The 22,098-nt window shown below is 60.6% G+C and carries 21 protein-coding genes, 1 tRNA gene and 2 pseudogenes; 17 read left to right on the plus strand and 7 right to left on the minus strand.

The features are described 5' to 3' along the window. Window positions 1–730: 730 nt before the first annotated feature. The 4 genes from B5E67_RS09835 to B5E67_RS09850 form a co-directional block, all read right to left on the minus strand. A tRNA-Ala gene (locus tag B5E67_RS09835) sits at window positions 731–806 on the minus strand. A gap of 158 nt (window positions 807–964) precedes the next feature. Then, window positions 965–3,253, minus strand: a complete 2,289-nt coding sequence (locus B5E67_RS09840; RefSeq protein ID WP_087385046.1) for a molybdopterin cofactor-binding domain-containing protein — start codon at window positions 3,251–3,253, stop codon at window positions 965–967. Beyond that, on the minus strand, window positions 3,243–3,722 hold the full coding sequence (locus B5E67_RS09845; RefSeq protein ID WP_087246928.1) for a (2Fe-2S)-binding protein: 480 nt from the start codon (window positions 3,720–3,722) through the stop codon (window positions 3,243–3,245). Before B5E67_RS09845 ends, B5E67_RS09840 begins: the two co-directional genes overlap by 11 nt. Before the next feature lie 3 nt (window positions 3,723–3,725). After that, on the minus strand, window positions 3,726–4,514 hold the full coding sequence (locus B5E67_RS09850) for an FAD binding domain-containing protein (protein ID WP_087385049.1): 789 nt from the start codon (window positions 4,512–4,514) through the stop codon (window positions 3,726–3,728). Between the two features lie 272 nt (window positions 4,515–4,786). On the opposite strand from B5E67_RS09850, the gene B5E67_RS09855 reads away from it, so the two are divergent. The 3 genes from B5E67_RS09855 (at window position 4,787) to B5E67_RS09865 (ending at window position 7,810) form a co-directional block, all read left to right on the plus strand. Further along, entirely contained in the window at window positions 4,787–5,128 is a 342-nt protein-coding gene (locus B5E67_RS09855) for a LysR family transcriptional regulator (RefSeq protein WP_087246924.1), read from the plus strand. Then, window positions 5,070–6,164 (plus strand): NTP transferase domain-containing protein, encoded by a 1,095-nt coding sequence (locus B5E67_RS09860; protein ID WP_158098876.1) that lies wholly within the window; start codon window positions 5,070–5,072, stop codon window positions 6,162–6,164. Before B5E67_RS09855 ends, B5E67_RS09860 begins: the two co-directional genes overlap by 59 nt. A 317-nt stretch (window positions 6,165–6,481) precedes the next feature. Continuing rightward, window positions 6,482–7,810, plus strand: a complete 1,329-nt coding sequence (locus B5E67_RS09865) for a solute carrier family 23 protein (RefSeq protein ID WP_087385053.1) — start codon at window positions 6,482–6,484, stop codon at window positions 7,808–7,810. 269 nt (window positions 7,811–8,079) lie between these two features. Here the strand turns inward: B5E67_RS09865 and B5E67_RS09870 are convergent, their stop codons facing one another. Beyond that, window positions 8,080–9,348, minus strand: a complete 1,269-nt coding sequence (locus B5E67_RS09870; protein WP_087385055.1) for an SLC13 family permease — start codon at window positions 9,346–9,348, stop codon at window positions 8,080–8,082. A 181-nt stretch (window positions 9,349–9,529) separates the two neighbouring features. Here B5E67_RS09870 and B5E67_RS15465 point away from each other — a divergent pair, with 181 nt between their 5' ends. The 3 genes and pseudogenes from B5E67_RS15465 to B5E67_RS09880 form a co-directional block, all read left to right on the plus strand. After that, complete coding sequence (locus tag B5E67_RS15465; protein ID WP_143405411.1) at window positions 9,530–9,724, plus strand: hypothetical protein; 195 nt, start codon at window positions 9,530–9,532, stop codon at window positions 9,722–9,724. 93 nt (window positions 9,725–9,817) lie between these two features. Further along, window positions 9,818–10,057, plus strand: coding sequence for a hypothetical protein (locus B5E67_RS09875; protein ID WP_087385057.1), 240 nt, complete (start codon window positions 9,818–9,820; stop codon window positions 10,055–10,057). A 133-nt stretch (window positions 10,058–10,190) separates the two neighbouring features. Continuing rightward, a pseudogene (locus tag B5E67_RS09880) lies at window positions 10,191–10,934 on the plus strand (MATE family efflux transporter); the annotation flags it as partial. A gap of 225 nt (window positions 10,935–11,159) precedes the next feature. Here the strand turns inward: B5E67_RS09880 and B5E67_RS09885 are convergent. Beyond that, window positions 11,160–11,588 carry a PPC domain-containing DNA-binding protein gene (locus B5E67_RS09885; RefSeq protein ID WP_087246915.1) on the minus strand — a complete coding sequence of 143 codons (429 nt, stop codon included), beginning with the start codon at window positions 11,586–11,588 and terminating at the stop codon, window positions 11,160–11,162. Between the two features lie 328 nt (window positions 11,589–11,916). Between B5E67_RS09885 and B5E67_RS09890 the strand changes: the two genes are divergently transcribed. From B5E67_RS09890 to B5E67_RS09905, 4 genes are read left to right on the plus strand one after another with little or no spacing between them, the layout of a single operon-like run. Beyond that, entirely contained in the window at window positions 11,917–12,285 is a 369-nt protein-coding gene (locus tag B5E67_RS09890; RefSeq protein ID WP_087246913.1) for a GntR family transcriptional regulator, read from the plus strand. After that, complete coding sequence (locus B5E67_RS09895) at window positions 12,286–12,984, plus strand: ABC transporter ATP-binding protein (RefSeq protein ID WP_087385061.1); 699 nt, start codon at window positions 12,286–12,288, stop codon at window positions 12,982–12,984. Next, window positions 12,978–13,742: a hypothetical protein gene (locus B5E67_RS09900; RefSeq protein WP_087385063.1), complete on the plus strand. Its 765-nt coding sequence runs from the start codon at window positions 12,978–12,980 to the stop codon at window positions 13,740–13,742. Before B5E67_RS09895 ends, B5E67_RS09900 begins: the two co-directional genes overlap by 7 nt. 20 nt (window positions 13,743–13,762) lie before the next feature. Beyond that, window positions 13,763–14,611: a DUF4097 family beta strand repeat-containing protein gene (locus B5E67_RS09905; RefSeq protein WP_158098877.1), complete on the plus strand. Its 849-nt coding sequence runs from the start codon at window positions 13,763–13,765 to the stop codon at window positions 14,609–14,611. A 77-nt stretch (window positions 14,612–14,688) separates the two neighbouring features. Here the strand turns inward: B5E67_RS09905 and B5E67_RS09910 are convergent, their stop codons facing one another. Beyond that, entirely contained in the window at window positions 14,689–15,567 is an 879-nt protein-coding gene (locus B5E67_RS09910) for a LysR family transcriptional regulator (protein WP_087385068.1), read from the minus strand. A 127-nt stretch (window positions 15,568–15,694) separates the two neighbouring features. On the opposite strand from B5E67_RS09910, the gene B5E67_RS09915 reads away from it, so the two are divergent. From B5E67_RS09915 to B5E67_RS09940, 7 genes and pseudogenes are all read left to right on the plus strand, one after another. Next, window positions 15,695–16,723, plus strand: coding sequence for a YeiH family protein (locus B5E67_RS09915; protein WP_087246904.1), 1,029 nt, complete (start codon window positions 15,695–15,697; stop codon window positions 16,721–16,723). Between the two features lie 185 nt (window positions 16,724–16,908). After that, window positions 16,909–17,547, plus strand: coding sequence for a TetR/AcrR family transcriptional regulator (locus tag B5E67_RS09920; RefSeq protein ID WP_087246902.1), 639 nt, complete (start codon window positions 16,909–16,911; stop codon window positions 17,545–17,547). Window positions 17,548–17,620: 73 nt separating this feature from the next. After that, window positions 17,621–18,820 (plus strand): annotated as a pseudogene (locus tag B5E67_RS09925) (cation:proton antiporter); the annotation flags it as partial. Then, the gene (locus B5E67_RS15935) at window positions 18,821–19,441 is read left to right on the plus strand and encodes a cytidylate kinase-like family protein (protein ID WP_242956931.1); all 621 of its coding nucleotides are present in this window, start codon (window positions 18,821–18,823) and stop codon (window positions 19,439–19,441) included. Between the two features lie 190 nt (window positions 19,442–19,631). After that, the gene (locus tag B5E67_RS09930; RefSeq protein ID WP_087385070.1) at window positions 19,632–20,264 is read left to right on the plus strand and encodes a glycoside hydrolase family 25 protein; all 633 of its coding nucleotides are present in this window, start codon (window positions 19,632–19,634) and stop codon (window positions 20,262–20,264) included. A gap of 415 nt (window positions 20,265–20,679) precedes the next feature. Beyond that, a complete protein-coding gene (locus B5E67_RS09935) occupies window positions 20,680–21,255 on the plus strand; it encodes a hypothetical protein (protein ID WP_087385072.1) in 576 nt (191 codons plus the stop codon). A gap of 11 nt (window positions 21,256–21,266) precedes the next feature. After that, complete coding sequence (locus tag B5E67_RS09940; protein WP_242956926.1) at window positions 21,267–22,031, plus strand: sulfite exporter TauE/SafE family protein; 765 nt, start codon at window positions 21,267–21,269, stop codon at window positions 22,029–22,031. Window positions 22,032–22,098 lie beyond the last annotated feature (67 nt).

Here is a 22,098-nt window from a genome sequence, read left to right on the forward strand (position 1 = left end):
ATCGCTACCCGCTATGATAAGAGAGCGGATTCTTTTCAGGCTTTTCTTTTCCTTGCTGCTTCTGCTGTCATTTTCTCCATTTTGCACATATGAGCCGACTTCTCAGATACACCCTAGCTTAAGTCTATCGGTTGCCAAGGCATCTAAACTTCATGTCAGTTTGCCCCAAAGGACGCAGGTAAGCACTTCAATGGGGAGATACCAAGGATGACCCACTGAGGACCGTGGCACTGTCTACCGAACAGAACTACAACATGATCAATGGTTCGCTGAACAATGCCCCGGCGATGTCGACCCGGCCCCCCGAAAAAGGAACTGGACAAAGCGTTGGAAGCCTGAGAGCTGGCGTCCCTCCAGTGACGCTGCACTAACAACAACCAAGTAGCGATTCATGTGAACACCTATAGTGGAATTACCCCGACGAGAGTAAGGCACTGCAACGGGACTTTGCTGACCTATATAAAGGGATTTCCCTGTAAGATAATGCGGGAAACAATATAGACCTTCGGGGGTACTGCTTGCTTGAGTGTAGATGCAGGCGGCTGAATGGCATGCACAAACCAGGCACACATTTTGTAAAAACAAGTCGAAAACACAGGCCTTTTTGCCAAAATCAATATCGCAAGGGGGTATAGCTGGCTCGGGCGCAGCCGAAAAATGCCCTTTGCTTTGTGCCGCTTACGAAAAAAGAAAAGCCTTGAAAACATCGTGTTTTCAAGGCTTTTTGTCTTGGTGGAGATAAGCGGGATCGAACCGCTGACCTCTTGAATGCCATTCAAGCGCTCTCCCAGCTGAGCTATACCCCCATATTTTTGACTGTCTTAAGTGCTGTGCACCGGCGACATCAGTTATTATAGCAGAGATGGGGGTGATTTGTCAAGCACTTTTTTGAAAAAAGTGGAGAAACAAAAAACAGACGCAGAAAGGCCGGAAACCGTCGTCCGGCTTCCGGCCTGAGGATGGGTTATTCCAGTCCGAGAGCGATTTTCTCGGGGCTGATGGGGATTTCCCGGTGCCAGACCCCGGTGGCCCGGTAGATGGCGTGGGTCAGAGCAGGGGCGGGGGTGTTGATGACGATTTCGCCGATGGACTTGGCGCCGAAGGGGCCGGTGGGCTCATAGCTGTGCTCAAACTCCACCCGCAGATGGCCCATGTCCAGACGGGTGGGAACCTTGTACTGCAGGAAGGAGGAGCCGATGGGCCGGCCGTTGTGGTCGTACTGGACGTCTTCCATCAGGGTGTGGCCGATGCCCTGGACGATGCCGCCCTCGGTCTGGATGCGGGCCAGGGCCGGGTTGATGGGGATGCCGCAGTCCACCACCGCCATGTAGTCCAGGATGGTGACCTGGCCGGTCTCCTTGTCCAGCTCGATCTCCACCATGCCCACCATATAGGGCGGGGGCGAGACGGGGGAGGAATGGGTGGCGGTGACCTCGGCGGCCTGGGTGTTGAACACCTGGGACTTATAGCCGATTTCCTCCAGAGTCAGGGTCTGGCCGGTGGAGAGGCGGCGCACCTGTTTGCCCTCAAAGACGATCTCACCGGCGTCGCAGCCCATCATTTCGGCGGCGATGGCGCAGATTTTGGTTTTGAGCTGGGCGCAGGCCTGTTCCACGGCCTTGCCGGTGATGTAGGTGGTGGAGGAGGCGTAGGAGCCCGAGTCATAGGGGGATGCGTCGGTGTCGGCGCCAAAGACGGCGATGTCGTCCACGCTGCAGTCCATGCACTCGGCGGCCATCTGGGCCAGAATGGTGTCGCAGCCGGTGCCCATGTCGGCCGCGCCGATGATCAGGTTATAGGTGCCGTCCTCGCTCAGCTTGAGGGTGGCGGAACCCACGTCCACGTTGGAGATGCAGGAGCCCTGCATGGCCATAGCGACGCCCGCCGCCCGGACTTTGCCGTTGCCCATATCCCGCACCGGGTACTTTTCGTCCCAGTGGAAGATCTGGCGGCAATGCTCCATGCAGCGGTCCAGGGCGCAGGCGCTGGCGGTCTCGTTGTAGTAGGCGGGCATCTGCATCCCTTCCCGCACCATGTTCCGGTCCCGCAGGACGGTGGGATCGATACCCAGCCGCTCGGCCAGCTCGTTGACGGTGGTTTCCAGGGCGTAGATGCCCTGGGTTGCGCCGTAGCCGCGGTAAGCGCCCGCGGCCTGCAGGTTGGTGTAGACCACGTCATAGCTGAAGCGGTAGGCCTCCAGGCTGCCGGTGTAGAGGGGGATGGACTTGTGGCCCGACAGGCCCACAGTGGTGGGGCCGTGCTCGCCGTAGGCGCCCGAGTTGGACAGGGTATACAGGTCGATGCCGCGGATGCGGCCGTCCTTGTCGGCGCCCAGCCGGACGTGGATCTCCATTTCGTGCCGGGGGCTGCCGGCAATCTGGGCTTCCTCACGGGTATAGATCAGCTTGGCGGGCCGGCCGGTCTTGAGGGTGACAAAGGCAGGGTAGACCTCACAGACGGCGGTCTGCTTGGCGCCGAAGCCGCCGCCGATGCGGGGCTTTTCCACCCGGATGCGGCTCTTGGGCAGGCCCAGTGCCCGGGAGAGAATCCGCCGCACATGGAACACGATCTGGGTGGAGGAAACCACATGGAGCCGCCCGTAGGCGTCCATCTCGGTGTAGGTGCGGAAGGTCTCCATCATGGCCTGGCTGTAGGCCTTGGTGTGATAGGTGCGGTCCAGCACGATGTCGCAGTCGGCCAGCACCGCGTCGATGTCGCCCGAGCTGTTGGTGTCGCTGGCGATCAGGTTGCGGCGGTTGTCGCCGCCCACCGGACAGGGGGCCACCCAGTCCTCCTCAGGGTGAACCAGGACGGGGTTGTCCAGGGCGGTGTGGGGGTCCAGCACCGCCTCCAGAACCTCATACTGCACCTTGATGATCTTCATGGCCCGCAGGGCGGCCTTCTCGGTCTCGGCGGCCACGATGGCCACCGCATCCCCCACGAACCGGACGTGCCGGTCCAGAATCAGGCGGTCATAGGGGGAGGGCTCGGGATAGGTCTGGCCCGCGATGGTAAAGCGGTTGTGAGGCACATCCTGCCAGGTGTAGATAGCCACCACGCCGGGCACTTTCAGGGCGGCGGCGGTGTCAATCTCCCGGACGATGGCGTTGGCGTGGGGCGAGCGGAGGATTTTCACCACCAGGGCGTCCCGGGGGGTGACGTCGTCGGTGTAGACCGGCTTGCCCAGCAAAAGCTGCATGGCGTCCTTTTTGCGGACGGGCTGGTGGATGGAATGATATTCTTTATGCTCCATGGCGGCTGTCTCCTTTTTCCCTGCGGCTGTCCAGATAACTGCGGATGCCCCGCAGCTGCCCGTCGTAGCCGGAGCAGCGGCAGAGATTGCCGGCCAGAAAGGCGCGGATCTCGTCGTCGGTGGGGTCGGGGTTTTCCCGCAGCAGGGCGATGGTGTTCATCACCAGGCCCGGGTTGCAGAAGCCGCACTGGTCGGCGCCCTGGTCGGCGATGAAGCCCACAAAATCAGCGGCCTCCTCCTGCAGGCCCTCCAGGGTCTGGACGCTGTGGCCGGCGGCCCGGGCCGCCAGCATCGAGCAGGAGAGGATGGGCTTGCCGTCCATCAGGACGGTGCACAGGCCGCAGTTGGAGGTGTCGCACCCCCGCTTGACGCTCAGACAGCCGTGATCCCGCAGAAAATCGATCAGCAGGCAGTCGGGGTCGATGGAGCCGGTGACGGGCCGGCCGTTCAGGGTCAGTTTGATTTCCATGCCTTACATACCTCCCAGCTCCAGCGCCCCGCGCCGGACCAATACGTTGACAAGATGGGTCCGATAGGCCGCGCTGCCCCGGGCATTGCTGCCGGTGGGGACCTGTTCGGCGGCCCATGCCCCAAAGGCCCGGGCGCTGTCCTCAGTGATGCCCCCGGCCAGCAGGCCGGTTTCATCCCGCAGGACCATGGCCTTGCCGGGGCGGGCCCCGATGACGGCCCGGTATGCTCCGTTCACGTTTGCCACAGCGCAGTTCAAAACAGGCAGGTCGGTGCGCTGCATCCGCATGGCCTGATACGACAGGGCCAGCGGCGCTTTCCGGATGATGACCCGCACCAGCAGATCCCGGTCATAGGGCATGGCGGCAAAGGTTTCCAGCGGGACGATGCCCCCCTTGTACAGCTCCACTGAGGTGTCCATGGCCAGCAGCAGGGTCAGCACGTCCGAAAAGCCGAACCGGCCCCAGACGCTGCCGCCCACCGTGGCCATATTGCGGAACTGGACCCCCACAATGTCCTGAACAGCCCGGGCGGCCATGCCGTGGGTGTAGGCGTTCAGGCCGGGGTGCTGCTCGATCTGCCGCAGGGTGACCATGGCCCCGATGGAAAACTGGTCCTCGGTCTCCTGGATGGTATCCAGCCCCAGACCGCACAGGTCGATGGCGGTGCCCACATTGCCGGTCTCCATCTTGGTCCAGAGCATCCCGCCCAGAATGCGGGCGTTCCGCTTCTGGTTGAGCTGATAGGCCTCCTCCAGGCTTTGGGCCTGGACGTAGTTTTGAATGTTCATCATGATGCAGTTTCCCTTATCTTTCACGGACGGCTGACGCTTTTTCGACAGAACAGCCGTTTTTCAGCGATCATACTCATTTATTATAACAGTAAGCCTTGCTTTTGGAAAGGGATATTGTTATAATTTCGCTGTAGTTTTAAAACAACAACGGCGCGGGGCCTGCGCCCTTTCCGCAGGGAGGGCGATCCCCCGGCAAAGCCGGCGGCCCGGGGGGTGATTTTGACCCTGTGCGGTGCTTTTTGGGGCGTCGGGCCGGCGAAAGGGAGGCAGCCATGCGAGCGGTGACGCGGATTCTGTTTCTGGATGAGGACGGAGAGAAATTCTTTGGGGAAGGGCCCTGCCGCCTGCTCCACGCGGTGGAGGAGACGGGGTCTCTGCGGGGTGCGGCCCAGTCCATGGGGATGGCCTACACCAAGGCCCTGAAACTGATCCAGCACGCCGAGAAGGCCTTGGGGTTTGCCCTGACGGCCCGGACGGCGGGCGGCCGGGCAGGCGGCGGCAGCTGCCTGACCCCCGAAGGAAAGGAGTGGCTGACCCAGTATGAAGCGTATCGGGATGCCTGCATCCGTGCAAACCGCCAGCTGTATCTGGAATTCTTTCCGCAGCAGCGGTAAACGCCACCTGATCCTCACCGGCAGCCGGGGCATCGGCAAAACCACCCTGCTGCACGCCCTGGCCCCGGAGGGGCTGCCGGGGGTGACCACCTGGGTCCAGCGGGGACAGGGGGTATTTTTAAAGGAAAACGCCGCCGGTGAAACGGTGCAGATCGGGCGCGTTGCCCCGGAGGGGATGCGCCCTGACCCGGACGCCCTGAATGGATTTGGGGCGGCGGCTCTGGCCCGGGCCGGACAGGCGCCGGGGGAGTGGGTCTCGGTGGACGAGGTGGGGTATCTGGAAACCGGGTCCCCCGCCTACTGTGACGCCCTGCGGGCCCTGCTGGATCAAAAGCGGGTGCTGGCGGTGGTTCGCCGGCAGGAGCTGCCCCTGCTGCAGGAGCTCTGCCGCCGGCCGGATGTGTTCTGCCTGGACCTGGATCAGCCCCTGGGGCAGCTGGGCTGCGTGGTCATGGCCTCGGGGCTGGGCTGGCGGTTCGGCGGCAACAAGCTGCTGGCGAATCTGGAGGGCAAACCTCTGGTCCAGTACGCCCTGGACGCCACCGGCGGCCTCTTTGCCCGGCGGGTGGTGGTGACCCGCCACGTCGATGTGGCAGACCTCTGCCGGGCCCAGGGGGTCCCGGTGGTTCTGCACAGCCAGCCCCACCGCAGCGACACGGTGCGTCTGGGTCTGGAAGCCCTGAAGGCCGGTTCCGGCCTGGACGGCTGCCTGTTCTGCCCGGGAGACCAGCCCCTTCTCACCCGGGAAACGGTACTCTCCCTGGCCCTTTGCGGGGCCTGCGCCCCCGGCCCCATCTGGCGGGCCGCCTGGCAGGAGAAACCAGGGGCTCCGGTTTTGTTCCCGGCCTGGGCCTTCGAGGACCTGATGCACCTGCCCCAGGGCAAGGGGGGCGGTGCGGTGATCCAGAGGTACCCTGACCGTGTGCGGCTGGTTCCGGCCCGCAGCCCGCAGGAACTGGCCGACGTGGACCGTCCCGAGGATCTGGAGGTGCTCCGGGCCTTGGGGAAGGGCCGCCCCGAACCCGACCCAATCTGAAACGAGTCCGCCTGTCTGTGCCGTCTCCGGCCGGAACGGGCGGATTTTTTTGGCTGAAAACCCAGCCGGAAGGGAATTGATTTTGCAGCGTGTTTTTTCCGTGCCGGCCTTTGGACGGGGCTTTTTTGAAAAAATCTGGGATACATCCCGGCCCCGCCGCCCCGGGGAAAACCGGCCCGGCAGGCGGAAATTGGCAGGATCTGGAAAAAGTATGACTCATAGGTATGACCTATTTTGACCTTGCTTTCCTGCGTATTTTCGGATATACTGTCCACTGTTGGTATTTTTGGAGTAACTTTGGAAAGTGAGGATATCAAATGAGCAGTTCCACTCAAACCAACGCCGAACTGATGAAATTCGACGGCAAACCCTCCTGGGGTGCGGCGTTCCCGCAGGCCATGCAGCACGTGCTGGCCATGCTGATCGGCAACATCACCCCGCCCATGCTGATTGCAGGGACCTGCGGGCTGTCCGCCGAGGAAAAGATTATGCTGACCCAGGCCGCCATGATCATCGGCGGCATCACCACCCTGCTGCAGCTGTTCCCGGTGTTCGGCTTCGGCATGAAGATGCCCAACGTCATGGGCGTGGCCTTCGCCTATATGCCCATCCTGACCGTCATCGGCCAGCAGTACGGCATTGCGGCCATCTTCGGCTCCCAGCTGGTGGCAGGCTTCGTGTCCATCTTTGTGGGCGCGTTCATCGGCAAAATCCGGCGTTTCTTCCCGCCCATCGTCAGCGGCACGGTGGTTATGAGCATCGGCCTGTCCCTGTATAAGACCGCCATCAGCTACATTGGCGGCGGCAGCGCGGCCCAGGTCAACGGCACCTTCGGCTCGGGCAAGTTCTGGTTCCTGGCCCTCCTGACCCTGGTGGTGACCCTGGCCTGCAACTTCTTCGGCAAGGGCCTCATCAAGGCTTCCGGCATGCTGATCGGCATTGTGGTGGGCTACATTGCGGCCCTGGCCATGGGCGGCGTGGTCAGCTTCACCGACCTGCAGACCGCATCCTGGTTTGCACTGCCCCGTCCCTTCTACTTTGGCCTGGAGTTCCACGTGGACGCCATCATCATGATGATTCTGATGTATATGGTCCAGGCGGTCCAGACCATCGGCGACGTGTCCTCCACCGCCATCGGCGGCTTTGGCCGTCAGTGCACCGACCAGGAGCTGGGCGGCGCCATCAAGGGCCAGGGCATCTGCGGCATGATCGGCGCCTGCATCGGCGGTCTGCCCACCGACCCGTACAGCCAGAACGTGGGCCTGATCTGCACCACCAAGGTGGTGGCCCGCCGGGTCTTTGCCATGGTCGGCGTCATCATGCTGGCCGCCGGCATCTTCCCCAAGTTCAGCGGCCTGATGGCTACCATTCCCCAGCCGGTTCTGGGCGGCGCCACCGTCACCGTCTTTGCCGCCATCACCATGTCGGGCATCCAGCTGCTGAATGAGCAGCCCCTGAACTACCGCAACCGGATGATCGTGGGCATCGCCCTGGCCCTGGGCCTGGGCATTGACGCCGCCCCCGATATCCTCCAGTTTGTGCCCCAGCTGCTGCGCAACATCTTCGGCAGCAGCCTGGTGGTGTCCTTCCTGATTGTGTTCGTGCTGAACATCATCATCCCCAAGGACGACACCCCCGAGGACTAAAGAGTATTTCCAGAACGCAGGCCTTTTGCGGGGCCTGCGCTTTTTGCTGGGTGTCAGCGGAGGGAAAGCGCCTGCCGGGTGATGCGATCCCCTCTGCAGGGGGCTGGATGGCCTGGGGGCCGCCCGGGTGCAGACGCCTCCGGCCGGTGCCTTCCGGCACGCGCACAGTATCCGCCCCGGAAGGGGCCGGGCGTCCCGGCGAATCAACGCATAAGAAAAGAGCGCAGGCCCTGAAAAGGTCTGCGCTCTTTGTGCCGTTGGGCTATGAATCAGTGGAACATCACCCAGATGTAGATGTAGGCGGGGATGACAGCGGCCAGGGTGAAGGGGATGCCGATGCGGAAGAAGTCGCTGCTCTTGACCTCGTAGCCGGCGCGGCGCAGGATGCCGATGCCGGTGATGTTGGCGGAAGCGCCGATGGGGGTGCAGTTGCCGCCCAGCGTAGCGCCCGACAGCAGGCCGAAGTAGAGGACGGTGGGGTCCACGTTCAGGGCAGCGGCCAGGCCGGTGACCACCGGCAGCATGGTGGCCACATAGGGGATGTTGTCGATGAAGGCCGAGAACAGCACCGACGCCCAGACAATGACGGTGTAGATGACGAACAGGCTGCCGCCGCCCATCTGGGCCAGCAGGTTGGCCACAGCGTCCACCACGCCCATGTGGGTGATGCCGCCGATGACCAGGAACAGGCCGAACAGCAGGCCGATGGTCTCAAAGTCGATGGCCTTGACGGGGCTGATGGCCACCGAGAAGTCCCGGGTCTTGAACAGGGTGTAGATCATGCCCACCACCAGCAGGGAGGTGCAGATCAGACCGTTGGTGATGTCGGGCTTGTTGGGGATGAAGGAGGCCGAGATCAGCAGAGCCAGCATGATCACCAGCAGATAGGTGGGGACAAAGTCGGTGACCTTGGTGCGGGTGGGAGCCTTGGGGATGGGGTTCTTTTCCTTGCGGAACAGCCAGGCCAGAATCAGGGCAGAGGCCAGGGCGCCCAGCTCCACGGCCCAGAAGATGCTGGGACGGCCGCGGTAGAAGAAAAAGTCCAGGAAGTTCATGTTGGCGTAGGAGCCCAGCATGATGGAGGTGGTGTCGCCCACCAGGGTGGCCGCACCCTGCAGGTTGGCGGACACCGCCACGCCGATGATGAAGGGGACAGGATTGGTCTTGAGCTTCTTGCAGATCTCCATGGCGATGGGGGCCACCATCAGGACGGTGGCCACGTTGTCCACAAAGGCCGAGATAACGCCGGCGAACAGAGCCAGCGCCACGGCAGCCATCTGGACGTTGGGGACCTTTTCCATAATGAGGTCGGCCAGTAGGGCGGGCATCTTGCTGTCAATGAACAGCTGCACCAGGCCCATGGTGCCGGCGATCATCAGCAGGACATTGAAGTCGATGGCGCCCACAATCTCGTTGAAGGGCAGCATGCCGGTGGCGATGAAAATAACGGCCGACCCCACGGCAATATAGGGCCGGTATGCGCTGAACATCAGCATCAGCGCATAGGTGACGGCGAATAGGATCAAGGCGTAGATCATGGGAATACCAACTCTCTCTTTCCGGCCCGGCGGGCCTCGCAATGTGCTTGGTCGTGGCGCCATATCCCCCAAAGGAATACGGGGCCTTCATCCGGCGCGCAGCGGCTGCTTTGCGCCACGGAAACGTCAGTGAATATGTTACAATGAAACCCGCGAAAAGTCAAACGAAATGAGGGGCGGAATGATTCAGAAATGGACAAAATGGGACGGCGCCTATTTTTGCGGCATGGCAGCGTCGTTTTTATTTGGAACACCGCAGCCGGAGGGAAAGCCGAAAGGGGACAAGCGGGGGAATCCGGGCGGATCAGGACACTTTTTCCAAAAGAGACAGCGGATTCTTTGTACAAAAATCCCTTTGATTTCTTGGATGGAATGACCTATAATAACAGATACAACGTGTAGCTTCCATGCGTAATTCCGGTTGCGTGGAGGCTGCGCGTTTTATTTTTTGGAAAGAGAGGGTCATTGAATGAAACGTGTGCAGGCGGCCTGTATCTGCCAGACGCTGCGCTTTTTGCCGAAGGAGGGATGGAACCGCAGCGAGTCGGCGGTCCTGGTGCGGCAGGAAGTGGAACAATACAAGAAAAACCTGGAGCGATACCATATTCTCCACAGGATCGTGGAGGAGCAGGAACAGCCGGATGGGTCCATCCTGGTCAAAATCATCCGGCAGCACAATGCCAGCCCGGTGGGAAACTATCTGGACTGAAATAGACGGAACCAGCGCGTAGCCTATGGCGTAAATCCAGCGACAGAGGGCTGCGCGCTTTTTGTGAGGAAGAGGGAAACGTTTTATGGAATAGAACAGTCAATTTCTGGGCACCGAACCGGTGGGCCGTCTGATGAGACGGTACGCGGTTCCGTGCATCATTTCTCTGCTGGTAGGCGCATTGTACAACATCGTCGACCAGATTTTCATCGCCAATGCCAGCTATCTGGGGTCCTATGGCAATGCTGCGAACACGGTGGTTTTTCCTCTGACGGTGGTGGCGCTGGCCATTGCCGTGATGATCGGAGACGGCTGCTGCGCCTTTGTGAGCATCAGCCTGGGTCAGGGGGACCAGGCCGCGGCCAAACGCAGTGTGGGGAATGCTGTGGTCATGAGTGTGGCCGGAAGTCTGGTGCTGACAGCGGTGTATCTGCTGCTGCAAAACCAGATCATCGCGTTGTTCGGCGGCACGGTCAATGAGGAGACCTTTCAATATTCGCAGGAGTATTTCTTCTATATCAGTCTGGGCATTCCCTTTTATATGTTTGGCCAGGCCATGAATCCGGTTATCCGGGCCGACGGAAATCCCCGCTTTGCCATGGCGGCCACCCTGGCCGGAGCTGCCGCCAACATTGTTCTGGACCCGATTTTCATTTTTGGGTGCAGGTGGGGAATGATGGGGGCTGCAGTGGCCACTGTGATAGGCCAGGTCATCACCGCAGCACTCTCGGTATGGTATCTCCTTCATATGCGGCAAATACAGCCCTCCCGGCGGGATTTTCGTCTCAGCCGAGCAGTCTGCGGCCGCACACTGCTGCTGGGAATCACCAGCTTTTTGTCCCAGATTTCTCTGGTGGCTGCCATGGCGGCCATCAACTATGAAATGGGGCTATGCAAAAAACTATCAGATTTCGCTGGACAGCGGCCTGCTGGGGATTGATGCCTGTGTAGAGGTGCTGAAAATGCTGTATTGAGAACCAGCGGGTCTGGAGGGAGCGCAGGGCGGCAGCCGGAAAGGCTGCCGCCCTCTTTTTGGGTCCAGACGAAAAAAGCCGCCGCCCGGCGGAAGAAGCCGGCGGCGGTGATGGGGAAGGCAGGGGCCTCAGTCCACGAACTGGAACAGATTCAGGCCCACTTCAGGGCTGTATTTCCGCTCCACCTGGCCGGACAGAGCCGTCAGGACGAATTCTCCCGTGAGGCTGATGACGCCCCGGTTCAGATGGCCGCCGTGGCAGACGTCCAGCGTGGGGTTGCCCACCACCATGTGGAGGTGGAAATAAGGCTTTCCCTCCATGGTGGTGACGGTGCCGGTGCAGGAGGCGATTTCAAAGTCGCCGGTGTAGGTCTGGGACTGATAGGCGAACTGCTGGCGGTCAAAGACCCCCAGGGTTACTTCGCCCACCGCACCGATGCCGGTGATGGTGCCCAGCGTGATCTGCTCCTTTTCGCAGAGGGCGGCCAGGCTGGCCAGAATTTCCTCCCCGCGGTCGATGCGGAGAAAATAGGTGTTGTCAAATTTGCGGTATTCCATGTGCAGGTACCTCTTTTCTGTGGTGTGGGGGCAGCGCCCGCCGGTTTGCTCCCATGATAGGCCACCGGGCGGGAAAAATCAAGGGCACAGCCCAAACCGGCCGCCCCGGCAAACAGTGTATCACTCCTGTGTGAGGTGTGCGGTCTGTAGGATCCGGCGCATACACCCGGAGAAGCCGCCGACCGCGCAGCCTGCTTACAATAAATGAAAAATCACGTCTGCAAGCTGCTTTTTGCGGGGTGAAAAAAGCTTGTTTTGCCTGTTGACAAAGGACGAAAACTGTATTATTATATTAATACAACAACACGAAGCGAAAGGGAGGCGGCATATGAAATGGCAGTTTTCCAGTGACGCGCCGATTTATGCGCAGCTGATCGCGCAGATTCAGACGTCGATTGTGTCGGGGGGCCTGCCGCCGGGGGAGCGATTGCCCTCGGTGCGGGATCTGGCCGCCGAGGCCGGGGTCAACCCCAATACCATGCAGCGGGCCATGACCGAGCTGGAGCGGGAGGGCCTGGTGTACAGTCAGCGGACGGCGGGGCGGTTTGTGACCGAGGACCGCGCCCGGATCGAGCAGGCGCGCCATCAATGCGCCCGGCGGCAGATCCAGACCTTTGTGGAGGGGATGGAACAGCTGGGCTACAGCCGGGAGGAAATCCTCCGGCTGGTGGAGCAGGAAACGAAAGGAGAGAGCTGAATGGCTGTTTTGGAGTGTACCAATGTGACTAAGCGATACGGCGGGGTGGTGGCCCTGGAGGATGTCAGCCTGACGGTGGAGCCGGGGCGGATTGTGGGGCTTTTGGGGCCCAACGGCAGCGGCAAAACCACCCTCATCAAGCTGGCCTGCGGCCTGCTGACCCCCACCTCGGGGGAAATTCAGACCTGCGGGCTGAAGCCGGGCCAGCCTGCCAGCCATGCCCAGATCAGTTATCTGCCCGAGCGGATGGCGGTGCCGGCCTGGATGTCGGTGCGGGATCTTCTGCAGTTTTATCAGGACTTTTATGCAGACTTCCGCCAGGATGCCGCCCTGCAGATGCTGTCCGACCTGCACATTGACCCGGCCCTGCGGGTGCGGGAGATGAGCAAGGGCAACCGGGAAAAAGTCCAGCTGATTCTGGTGATGAGCCGGGCGGCCATGCTGTATCTGCTGGACGAGCCCATCGGCGGGGTGGACCCCGCCACCCGGGACTACATCCTCTCCACCATCATCGGCAACTATAACCCCGAGGCGGCGGTGATTATCTCCACCCACCTCATCGCCGACGTGGAGAAACTGCTGGATCAGGTGATTTTTCTGAAAAACGGGCAGGTGGCCCTCCAGTCGGAGGTGGACCAGCTGCGGGAAGAACATGGCATGAGCGTGGACGCGCTGTTCCGGGAGGTGTTCAAATGCTGATCAAACTGATGAAACAGGAGTTCCGGGCCACCGCCCGGATGATGATTCCCATGTATCTGGTGATGCTGGCCCTGGCCGTGGGAGCCCGGTTTTTCATCGATAACCTGGGCGACCTGGGCGACCTGCTGACCGCCCTGTGCATCCTGGCGGTGATGGCCTGCATCCTGGTGAATGTGGCGGCCATGATTTTGCGGTTCAAGCAGAACCTGCTGGGGGACGAGGGCTACCTGATGCTCACCCTGCCGGTGACGGTGCACCAGCACCTGTGGGCCAAGCTGGTGACGGCGGTGGTATGGTTCGCCGGGACCCTGGCCATGAGCCTGGTCTCCCTGTGCATTCTGGTGGACAGAACCGACTTTACCATGGGGGCCGCTGGAATCCAGGTGGGCGTTCCGCTGGTGAGCATCCATGGGGTGGCGGTGTCCTTCCCGGACAATGGGCTGTTCCTGCTGGAACTGGCGGTGCTGGGATTTGTGGCGGGATGCACCCTCTGCCTCCAGTTTTACGCCGCCCTGGCCGCAGGCCACAGCTTCAGCAGCCATAAAATGGCCCTGTCGGTGGTTTGCTTTGTGCTCCTCAGCATGGCCACCACCGTTTTGACCGAGGTCATGCCCATTCCCGAGGTGGAGTTCCATCACAACTGGGTGACGACCTTTCATCTGGCCCTCTGGGTGATTTCGGGCTGCACCGCTGTGGTGGGAGCCATTTATTACGGCATCACCGTCTATTTCCTCGAACACCGCCTCAATCTCAGCTGATGAAAAGGAGGAAAATTCCTATGAAACAAATCCTGTTGTCGGCCGGTTCGGCGGCTTTGGCGGCGGCGCTGCTGTGCAGCTGTGTGCCTTTCCAGATTGCCAGCAAGGTGCTGGACGAGAGCAACCAGGTCATCGGGCAAGATCTGGAGGATATAGCCGACTCCATCCAGGCATCCCAGGAGGTTCAGATTTCCGGCCTGACCCGCCGGACCTACACCACCAGCCAGAATATCACCGGGCTGGACGTGGAGAGTCAGGATGCCGCCATCCGCATCGAGACGGCGGACGTCAGCCAGGTGGAAGTGGAATATGTGGAGCCGTCGGATCAGACCTTGTACCGATTCTGGGTGGAGGGTTCCACCCTCAAGATCGAAAAGCGGGGCCAGAGCAACGGCAACCGCTCGGAGGTGGAGACGTCCATGAAGATCACCCTGCCGGCTGGTGCGTACCAGGAAATCGAGATCCGTGGCACCAACAGCGGCGTCAAGATCCAGGATGTGGAAGTGCAGAGCCTGGAGCTGGAAAACAGCAACAGCAGCGTCAGCCTCAGCGGCCTGACGGTGGGAGAGCTGTCGGGCGAAGTGAAAAACGGCGGCGTCAAGGTGTCGGACACCTCCGCCCGGAAGATCGAGCTGGAGCTGAGCAACGGTAGCATTGCCTTTGACAACGCCCAGGCCGATGACTACGAGTGCGAGGTGTCCAACGGCACCATCAGCGGGACCCTGGCCGGCCGGGAAGAGGACTACAACATCCGCACCTCGGTGGGGATGGGCAGCAACAACCTGCCCAGCAGTACAAAGACCGGCGCCGGCAAGTCCATTGAGTTCCATGTGGACAACGGAAGCATCAAAGTCCAGTTTGCGGGTTGACCCTCCGGGTTGACTGCGCCCTGTTATTCAACAATCCCCCGTCCCTGCGCTTGGCAGAGATGGGGGATTGTTTTGTTTCAGTCCTGGTGCAGCAGGCGGAATACCTCCCGGTAATAGGGGGCGAAGGCGCTGCCCCGCCGCCACAGAAAGGTGAAGTCGTGGCGGATTTCCCCGTCCTCCAGGGGGATTTCCGCCAGATCGCCCCGGTCCAGCTCAGCCTGGACCACCGGCTGGTAAAAGAAGGAGATGCCGGCCCCGGCGCAGACCAGGGACTTGATGAGATTGAGGCTGCCCAGCTCGGTGAGATAGCGGAAGCTGTGCACCGTGAGGTTGCGGGCTTCCAGAGCCTGTTCCAGGACGCCGCGGGTGCCGGAGCCCGGCTCCCGCACCAGAAGCCGGGCATCCAGCAGATCGGCCATCCGGCGCACCGGCCCCGGGAACGGATAGTCCGGCGCCGCCACCGGGATGAACCGCTGGGCGCAGTAAACCAGGCCCTCGTAGACCTGCTGGTCAAAGCTGCCCTCCACAATGGCGAAATCCAGCTCGCCCTGATCCATCAGCCGGAGCAGTTCCTGGGTGTTGGCGGTAATCATCCGCAGCTGCAGGGTGGGATCATCGGTCAGCAGCCGCAGCAGGGGAGAGGGCAGCAGGTATTCCCCGATGCTGAGGGTGGCCCCGAACCGCAGATGCCGCCGGGAATCCATCTGCTGCAGGGCTTCCTGCAGGCGGCGGACATCGTGGCGCATGGTGGCGGCGGTCTGCAAAAACAGCTGTCCCGCCTCGGTCAGCCGCAGCTGCTTGCCCTCATAGAGAAACAGCCGGGTGCCGTACTGCATTTCCAGGGCGTGGATGTGTTGGGATACCGCCGGCTGGGTGATGTGGAGCAGCTGGGCGGCCCGGGTGAAGTTCATGGTTTCGCAGACCGTCAGAAAGGTCTCGACGCGGAAATCCAGCATGGTACAGCCTCCTTTGAATCAATTATAACAAAACGTTATCGAAAAATAAAGAAGCATCATTTTACATAATGCTGAATTGGGAGTATATTGGTGCTGTTGTGTGATTGATTGGAAAGGAAGGAATCTTATGACAAAAACGAAAGAACTGGCCCCCGGCGTACTTCTCTGCCTGGCCCTGGCGGTGCCCTGCTGGCTGCTGGGCAAAGCATTCCCGGTGGTGGGCGGCTCGGTGTTCGCCATCCTGCTGGGCATGGTCATCGCCCTGTTTTACCGCAACAAGGCGGCCACCCAGGCGGGCATTGCCTATACATCCAAGAAAATTTTGCAGTATGCGGTGATTTTGCTGGGCTTCGGCCTGAACCTGTCCGAGATTGCCCGGGTGGGCGCCACCTCGCTGCCCGTCATCCTGGCTACCATCTCCACCTCCCTGATTGTCTCGTTTGTCCTGCACAAACTGATGCACATTCCCACCAATATCTCCACCCTGGTGGGCGTGGGCTCCTCCATCTGCGGCGGCTCGGCCATCGCCGCCACCGCCCCCGTCATCGACGCCGACGACGATGAAATCGCCCAGGCCATCTCGGTGATTTTCCTGTTCAATATCATTGCGGCCCTGACCTTCCCCACTTTGGGCAGCGTGCTGGGCCTGTCCAACGAGGGCTTCGGCCTGTTTGCCGGCACTGCCGTCAACGATACCTCGTCGGTCACCGCCACCGCCGCCGCCTGGGATGGAATGCATCCCGGCGCCAATACCCTGGATCAGGCCACCATCGTCAAACTGACCCGCACTCTGGCCATCATCCCCATCACCCTGGCACTGGCCGTCTGGCGCACCGCCAAGGCCAAGCGGGCCGGCGGCAACCAGGGCAGCAGCTTTTCCCTGAAAAAGGTGTTCCCCTTCTTCATCCTGTTCTTTGTGCTGGCCTCGGTGATTACCACCGTCGCCACCACCGCCGGAGTGGACGCCTCGGTGTTCCAGCCCTTTAAGGAGCTGTCCAAGTTCTTCATCATCATGGCCATGGGGGCCATCGGCCTCAATACCGATCTGGTTAAGCTGGTCCGCACCGGCGGCAAGCCCATTCTGATGGGCCTGTGCTGCTGGGTGGCCATTGCCGTGGTCAGCCTGGGAATGCAGCAGGTCATCGGCATCTGGTAAAGTCGTTCCCACAAAAACAAATCTTCCACCGACCTCCCGCAGCAGAGCGCAGGCTCTGCCGCAGGGGGCCTTTTTTGTGCCGGAAAAGCCCGGCCTTGTTCAGAAAAAGTTTACACTTTATTGTTGACTGATTGGTCTACTTTTCATATAATAGACCAAACAGTCTATATTGAGGAGGCTGGACCATGAAACAGCAGGAGAAAACCCAAAAGACACGGGAGCGGATTCTTCACGCGGCCCTGGCGGAATTTGGCAGCAAGAGCTACGATGCCGCCTCGGTCAACAGCATCTGCGAGGCCGGGCAGATCCCCAAAGGTCTGCTCTATCACAATTTCAAGGGCAAGGACGACCTGTACTTGAACTGCGTGAAAATCTGTTACGACGCCATGACCGATTCCCTGAAAAGTCAGGCCCTGGCATTTCAGGACGCCAAAGAGGGGATGCAGCAGATTCTGATGGCGCGGCAGAAATTTCTGGCCGAGAATCCCTGTTACGCCAATATCTTTTTCAATACCGTCATCCAGCCTCCCCGGCACCTGGTGCGGGAGCTGGCCCAGATGCGCAAAGGTCTGGACGATTACTTCAGCCAGTGCTGCCTGGACGTGCTGGACTGCCTGACCCTGCGGGACGGCATCACCAAAGAGGCCGCGCTGGAATATTTCCTGATGACCAGCGAAATGTTCAACGGCTATTTTCAGAAAAAGGCCGAGCAGGGCGGAGATTTCCGCGAGCTGATCCAGGACCATGAGGGCAGACTGTCGTCCATCTTCGATATCATGCTCTACGGCATTGCAAAGGAGCCGCCGGGAGGCCGCCGCACCTGAAAAGCCCCGGATTCCCCGCGAAAAATGTCGGTACAGCCCCTGAAGGCTGTCTTATAAGGTCAGGTGAAATGCAATGATTTTAACGCTGCTGAGGTTTGGATTTACCATAGGAACCGCTTATTTTATGGGCAAGCTGGTGGCCCGGATCAAACTGCCGGCCATTCTGGGCTGGCTGCTCACCGGCATGATTCTGGGCCCCACGCCCTGTCCCTGGTCAGCCAGGAGATGCTGGACGCTGCATGGTATGAGACGCTGGTCCATGTTTTGGAGTGCAGCGTGGGCCTGATGATCGGCACCGAGCTGGTCTGGAACAAGATCAAGCGCTCGGGCAAAGCCATCATCATCACCACCCTCACCCAGTCGCTGGGCACCTTTGCGGTGGTTTCGCTGGTGTTCGGCGTGGTGTTCTGGTTCACGGATGTGCCGGTGTATCTGGCTCTGGTGTTCGGCGGCATCGCCCTGGCCACTGCGCCGGCGCCGGCGCTGTCCATCGTCCGGGAGTTCAAAACCAGCGGACCGGTGACCCAGACCCTGATTCCCATGGCCGCCCTGGACGATATTGTGGGCTGTGTGGTGTTCTTTGTCGTCATGGCTGGTGGCAGGCAATCTCTCGGCCGGGTCGCTGCCCGCCTCCATGATTGCGCTGGTGATTGTTCTCCCTATCCTGATCGGCGTGGCCGTCGGTCTGGTGGCTGGCGTGGTGCTGAAAAAAGAGCGGGACAAACCCCAGACCCTGGCGCTTTTGATCGGGATGATTCTGGTGGCTGCCGCAGGGGGCTTTGTGTTCAATGCCATGCTGCCCCGGCCGGTTTTGAACTTTATGCTGATCGGCATGTCCTTTTCGGCCACCTTCTCCAATATGATCTCCGAAACCCGGCTGGAACAGATCATGGGGAGCTTCAGCCCCCTTCTGGGCGGGGCCATGATTGTGACGATCCTGAATCTGGGCGCGCCGCTGGATTACCACTTGATTCTGGGGGCCGGCCTGTTTACCGCCATCTATATCCTGGCCCGTGCCGCCGGAAAATACGGCGGCGCCTATCTGGGCGCGGCCATCACAAAATCCCCTGAGACGGTGAAAAAGTACCTGGGCCTGACCCTTTTGCCCCACTCGGGCGTGTCTCTGGTGTTCACCGGAATTGCGGTGTCGGTGCTGACAAAACCGGCGCCGGAATGCGCCCGGATTGTCCAGGGCACCATTGCGGCGGCCGCGGTCATCAATGAGCTGATTGCAGTCCTGGCGGCGAAAAAGGGCTTTGAGTGGGCCGGCGAGATGAATGGTTCCGGCGGCAAAGCGCCCGGTGAGCAGCAGGAACAGCTGGTGGTCACCATCAGCCGGCAGTATGGCAGCGGCGGCCGGGAAATCGGCAAAAAGGTCGCCCAGCAGCTGGGCCTGCCCTTCTACGACCGGGAAATCATCGAGAGAGCGACCCAAAACAGCTCCATGGATATCCGTTTGTTTGAGAACAGCGAGACCAAAGATGTTCCCAGCCTGCTCAGCGACCTGACCGCAGGGGGGCAGTTTGCCCAGCCTGTCATGGACAAGGTGTTTTTGCAGCAGGCGGGCATCATCGAGGAACTGGCGGCCAAGGGCAGCTGCGTGATGGTGGGGCGCTGTGCCGATGCCATCCTGTACGGCCATCACCAGACCCTCCGGGTGTATATCTACGCCGACGCCGATTCCCGCAGAAAGCGGGTGGAGGGGACCTACCATGAGCCGGGCGGCGACCTGGAAAAACTGGAGAAAAACCGCTGTACCTACTACAAACACTATACCGGCAAGCGCTTCGGCGACGCCGAAAACTACGATTTGTGCCTCAACAGCGGCACCCTGGGGGAGGAAGAATGCGTGAAAGCCATCTGTTCCGCCTTCCATAACCATAAAGCGCCGTAAGACGCGCCGCGCTCCGGCAGATCCGCCCGCCGACAAACGATATATTCGAAAACTGCATCTTTTCCCCGGCCTGGATGGAGCAGGCCGGGTCTTTTTGTGTGGCGCGGGGCAGCCCGGCGGCATAGGATGGGGCAAAGAAGTGCTGTCTGCCTGGCAGACTGCGTCACCAATCCATCAGGAGGTGAGCCCTATGGCAAACAAAAAGGGCTGTGATGTGTCAAAATGGCAGGGGAGGGTGAACTGGCAGCAGGTGAAAGCCTCAGGACAGGTGTCCTTTGTGATTCTGCGGGCAGGGCTGGGCCGTTCCGGCGACGTGGTGGACCCCAACTTCGGGACCAATTACGCCGGATGTCAGTCGGTGGGCCTGCCGGTGGGGGCCTACTGGTACAGCTACGCCTCCGATACGGCTTCGGCCCAGGCCGAGGCCCGGGCCTGCCTGGCGGCAATCCGGGGCAAGAAGCTGGAGTATCCCGTCTGGTTCGACCAGGAATACAACCCCGCCACCAAAAATATGACCGTCCAGCAGCGAACCAATGTCGTCAAAACCTTCTGTGAGGCGCTGGAAAAGGCCGGATATTACACCGGGCTGTACTGCAGCCGCAACTGGCTGATCAACAACCTGGACAGCAGCCAGCTGAAAGCCTACGATCTCTGGATCACGTCCTACACCAAGACGCCGGGCAAGCTGCCGCTGCCCTATGGGATGTGGCAGTACAGCAGCACCGGCAGCATTCCGGGGATCAACGGCAATGTGGATCTGGATATTGCCTATAAGGATTATCCCGCCATCATCCGCCGCGCCGGCCTCAATCAGCTGAAGTAAATCCCGCCGAAAGCAGGGCTCCCTCTTGGGGGCCCTGCTGTTTTTCTGCCCGGAAATCCCGTTCCGGCCTGATTTTGGGACCAAACTTTCCCGAATCTGTCACAGTTTTGACACCTGAAACATGGTACAATAGATCGAGTTTACCAACAGCGTGAAGGAGGAAAAATGGGTGGAAAGACATGGTTCTGTGAGGAGCCGGTCAGGGTGTGCGGCACCCTGGGGGCGCCTCCGGCGGCCGGCGGGGATGAGAAAAAGCTCCCCCGGAGGAAAAGAAACGTCCCACAGCCAGGGATTCCCTTGCGATGAAAGGTCCCGCTGATTCGTATAAAAGACAGGGGCCTGCCCGCCAGTCCGGGCGGCCTCCGAAGCCAGCCGGAGGGCGGCTTCACCCCAAAGAAGGAAAGGAACATCCCTCATGACCTGTACTGTCCAAAACGGACCAGCTGTTTTTATTGTCATTACCCAGACCGGCACCATTCTCTCCCAGATTCTTCGCATGGTGACCGGTGATGCCTATAATCACGCATCCATCAGCGTGGATGCTTCGCTTCAGACCCTGTATTCCTTTGGGCGGCTTCACCCCTATAATCCGGTGTGGGGCGGCTTTGTCCAGGAAAGCCCCGTCTCGGGGACCTTCGGACGGTTTGTCCGCACCCGGGCCAAGGTGCTGCGGGTTCCGGTGACCCAGGCTCAGTATGAGCAGATCAAGCGCCATCTGGAGTACATGTATCAGGATCGCCAGCGCTACCACTACAATTACCTGGGGCTGGTGCTGGCCTTTTTCAACCTGGCCTATCGCCGGAAAAACTGCTACTACTGCTCGGAATTTGTGAAGGACGTGCTGGTGCGCTACGATGTCACCCGGCCCGACAGCTTCGGGGAGATTGTCAAGCCCATGGAGCTGCTGGAACTTTCGGGCAGCCGGGAAATCTACAGCGGCCTTCTGGCGGAATATTCCGCCGACCGGATCAAAAACATAACCTGTTCCTGACATCAGCCCGGTTGGATGCCAGCCTTCGGGCTGGCGTTTTTGTTTGGGCGGGGAAGGGCACCGGCTTTGCCGGCATGAGCGCCGCCGCCGTCATCACCCCCATGCTGGTGACCTTTCTGGGGATGGACCCCTATATGGCGGTGGGCATCGCCCTGTCCTCCAACGTGCTGGCCAGCGCCGTCTCGGCCTACACCTACGGAAAAAACAAAAATCTGGATGTCCGCAACGGCCTGATTATGATGGTCAGTGTGCTGGTCTTTACGGTGGTGGGCAGCTATGTGTCCGGCCTTATGCCGGCGGCCGCCATGGGGAACTTCTCGGTCATCATGACCTTTCTGCTGGGCGTCAAGTTCATCGTGATGCCGGTGATGACCACCAAGGAGTCCATGGATTCGGTCTCCCCCCGCAAGCGGGCGGTGCAGTCTCTGGTGTTCGGGGTGGGCATCGGCTTTATCTGCGGCTTTATGGGCGCAGGCGGCGGCATGATGATGCTGTTGATCCTCACCTCGGTGCTGGGGTATGAGCTGAAAACCGCTGTGGGCACCAGTGTGTTCATCATGACCTTCACCGCTCTGACAGGGGCGGTGTCTCACTTTATCATCGGCGGCCAGCCGGACTGGGTGGTGTTCGCCCTGTGCGTGGTGTTCACCTTCCTGTGGGCGCGGGTGGCCGCCGTCTTTGCCAACAAGGCGGACCCCGTGACCCTCAACCGGGCTACCGGCGTGATTCTGGTGACCCTGGGCGTGGTTATCCTGTCCTTCAATTTCCTCAACTGAGGGCAAAATCTGAATCCAACGGCGGCGAGGGGGAGACCCTTCGCCGCTTTTTGTTCGGGGCGGGATT

This window comes from Faecalibacterium sp. An122, assembly GCF_002160895.1.
Classification (GTDB): Bacteria; Bacillota; Clostridia; order Oscillospirales; family Ruminococcaceae; genus Faecalibacterium.

Excerpts from the sequence above, each read along its gene's own strand:
- B5E67_RS09840 (WP_087385046.1), bottom strand. The coding sequence starts at position 3,253 with ATGGAGCATAAAGAATATCATTCCATCCACCAGCCCGTCCGCAAAAAG.
- B5E67_RS09845 (WP_087246928.1), bottom strand. The coding sequence starts at position 3,722 with ATGGAAATCAAACTGACCCTGAACGGCCGGCCCGTCACCGGCTCCATC.
- B5E67_RS09850 (WP_087385049.1), bottom strand. The coding sequence starts at position 4,514 with ATGATGAACATTCAAAACTACGTCCAGGCCCAAAGCCTGGAGGAGGCC.
- B5E67_RS09855 (WP_087246924.1), top strand. The coding sequence starts at position 4,787 with ATGCGAGCGGTGACGCGGATTCTGTTTCTGGATGAGGACGGAGAGAAA.
- B5E67_RS09860 (WP_158098876.1), top strand. The coding sequence starts at position 5,070 with ATGCCTGCATCCGTGCAAACCGCCAGCTGTATCTGGAATTCTTTCCGC.
- B5E67_RS09865 (WP_087385053.1), top strand. The coding sequence starts at position 6,482 with ATGAGCAGTTCCACTCAAACCAACGCCGAACTGATGAAATTCGACGGC.
- B5E67_RS09870 (WP_087385055.1), bottom strand. The coding sequence starts at position 9,348 with ATGATCTACGCCTTGATCCTATTCGCCGTCACCTATGCGCTGATGCTG.
- B5E67_RS15465 (WP_143405411.1), top strand. The coding sequence starts at position 9,530 with ATGATTCAGAAATGGACAAAATGGGACGGCGCCTATTTTTGCGGCATG.
- B5E67_RS09875 (WP_087385057.1), top strand. The coding sequence starts at position 9,818 with ATGAAACGTGTGCAGGCGGCCTGTATCTGCCAGACGCTGCGCTTTTTG.
- B5E67_RS09885 (WP_087246915.1), bottom strand. The coding sequence starts at position 11,588 with ATGGAATACCGCAAATTTGACAACACCTATTTTCTCCGCATCGACCGC.
- B5E67_RS09890 (WP_087246913.1), top strand. The coding sequence starts at position 11,917 with ATGAAATGGCAGTTTTCCAGTGACGCGCCGATTTATGCGCAGCTGATC.
- B5E67_RS09895 (WP_087385061.1), top strand. The coding sequence starts at position 12,286 with ATGGCTGTTTTGGAGTGTACCAATGTGACTAAGCGATACGGCGGGGTG.
- B5E67_RS09900 (WP_087385063.1), top strand. The coding sequence starts at position 12,978 with ATGCTGATCAAACTGATGAAACAGGAGTTCCGGGCCACCGCCCGGATG.
- B5E67_RS09905 (WP_158098877.1), top strand. The coding sequence starts at position 13,763 with ATGAAACAAATCCTGTTGTCGGCCGGTTCGGCGGCTTTGGCGGCGGCG.
- B5E67_RS09910 (WP_087385068.1), bottom strand. The coding sequence starts at position 15,567 with ATGCTGGATTTCCGCGTCGAGACCTTTCTGACGGTCTGCGAAACCATG.
- B5E67_RS09915 (WP_087246904.1), top strand. The coding sequence starts at position 15,695 with ATGACAAAAACGAAAGAACTGGCCCCCGGCGTACTTCTCTGCCTGGCC.
- B5E67_RS09920 (WP_087246902.1), top strand. The coding sequence starts at position 16,909 with ATGAAACAGCAGGAGAAAACCCAAAAGACACGGGAGCGGATTCTTCAC.
- B5E67_RS15935 (WP_242956931.1), top strand. The coding sequence starts at position 18,821 with ATGAATGGTTCCGGCGGCAAAGCGCCCGGTGAGCAGCAGGAACAGCTG.
- B5E67_RS09930 (WP_087385070.1), top strand. The coding sequence starts at position 19,632 with ATGGCAAACAAAAAGGGCTGTGATGTGTCAAAATGGCAGGGGAGGGTG.
- B5E67_RS09935 (WP_087385072.1), top strand. The coding sequence starts at position 20,680 with ATGACCTGTACTGTCCAAAACGGACCAGCTGTTTTTATTGTCATTACC.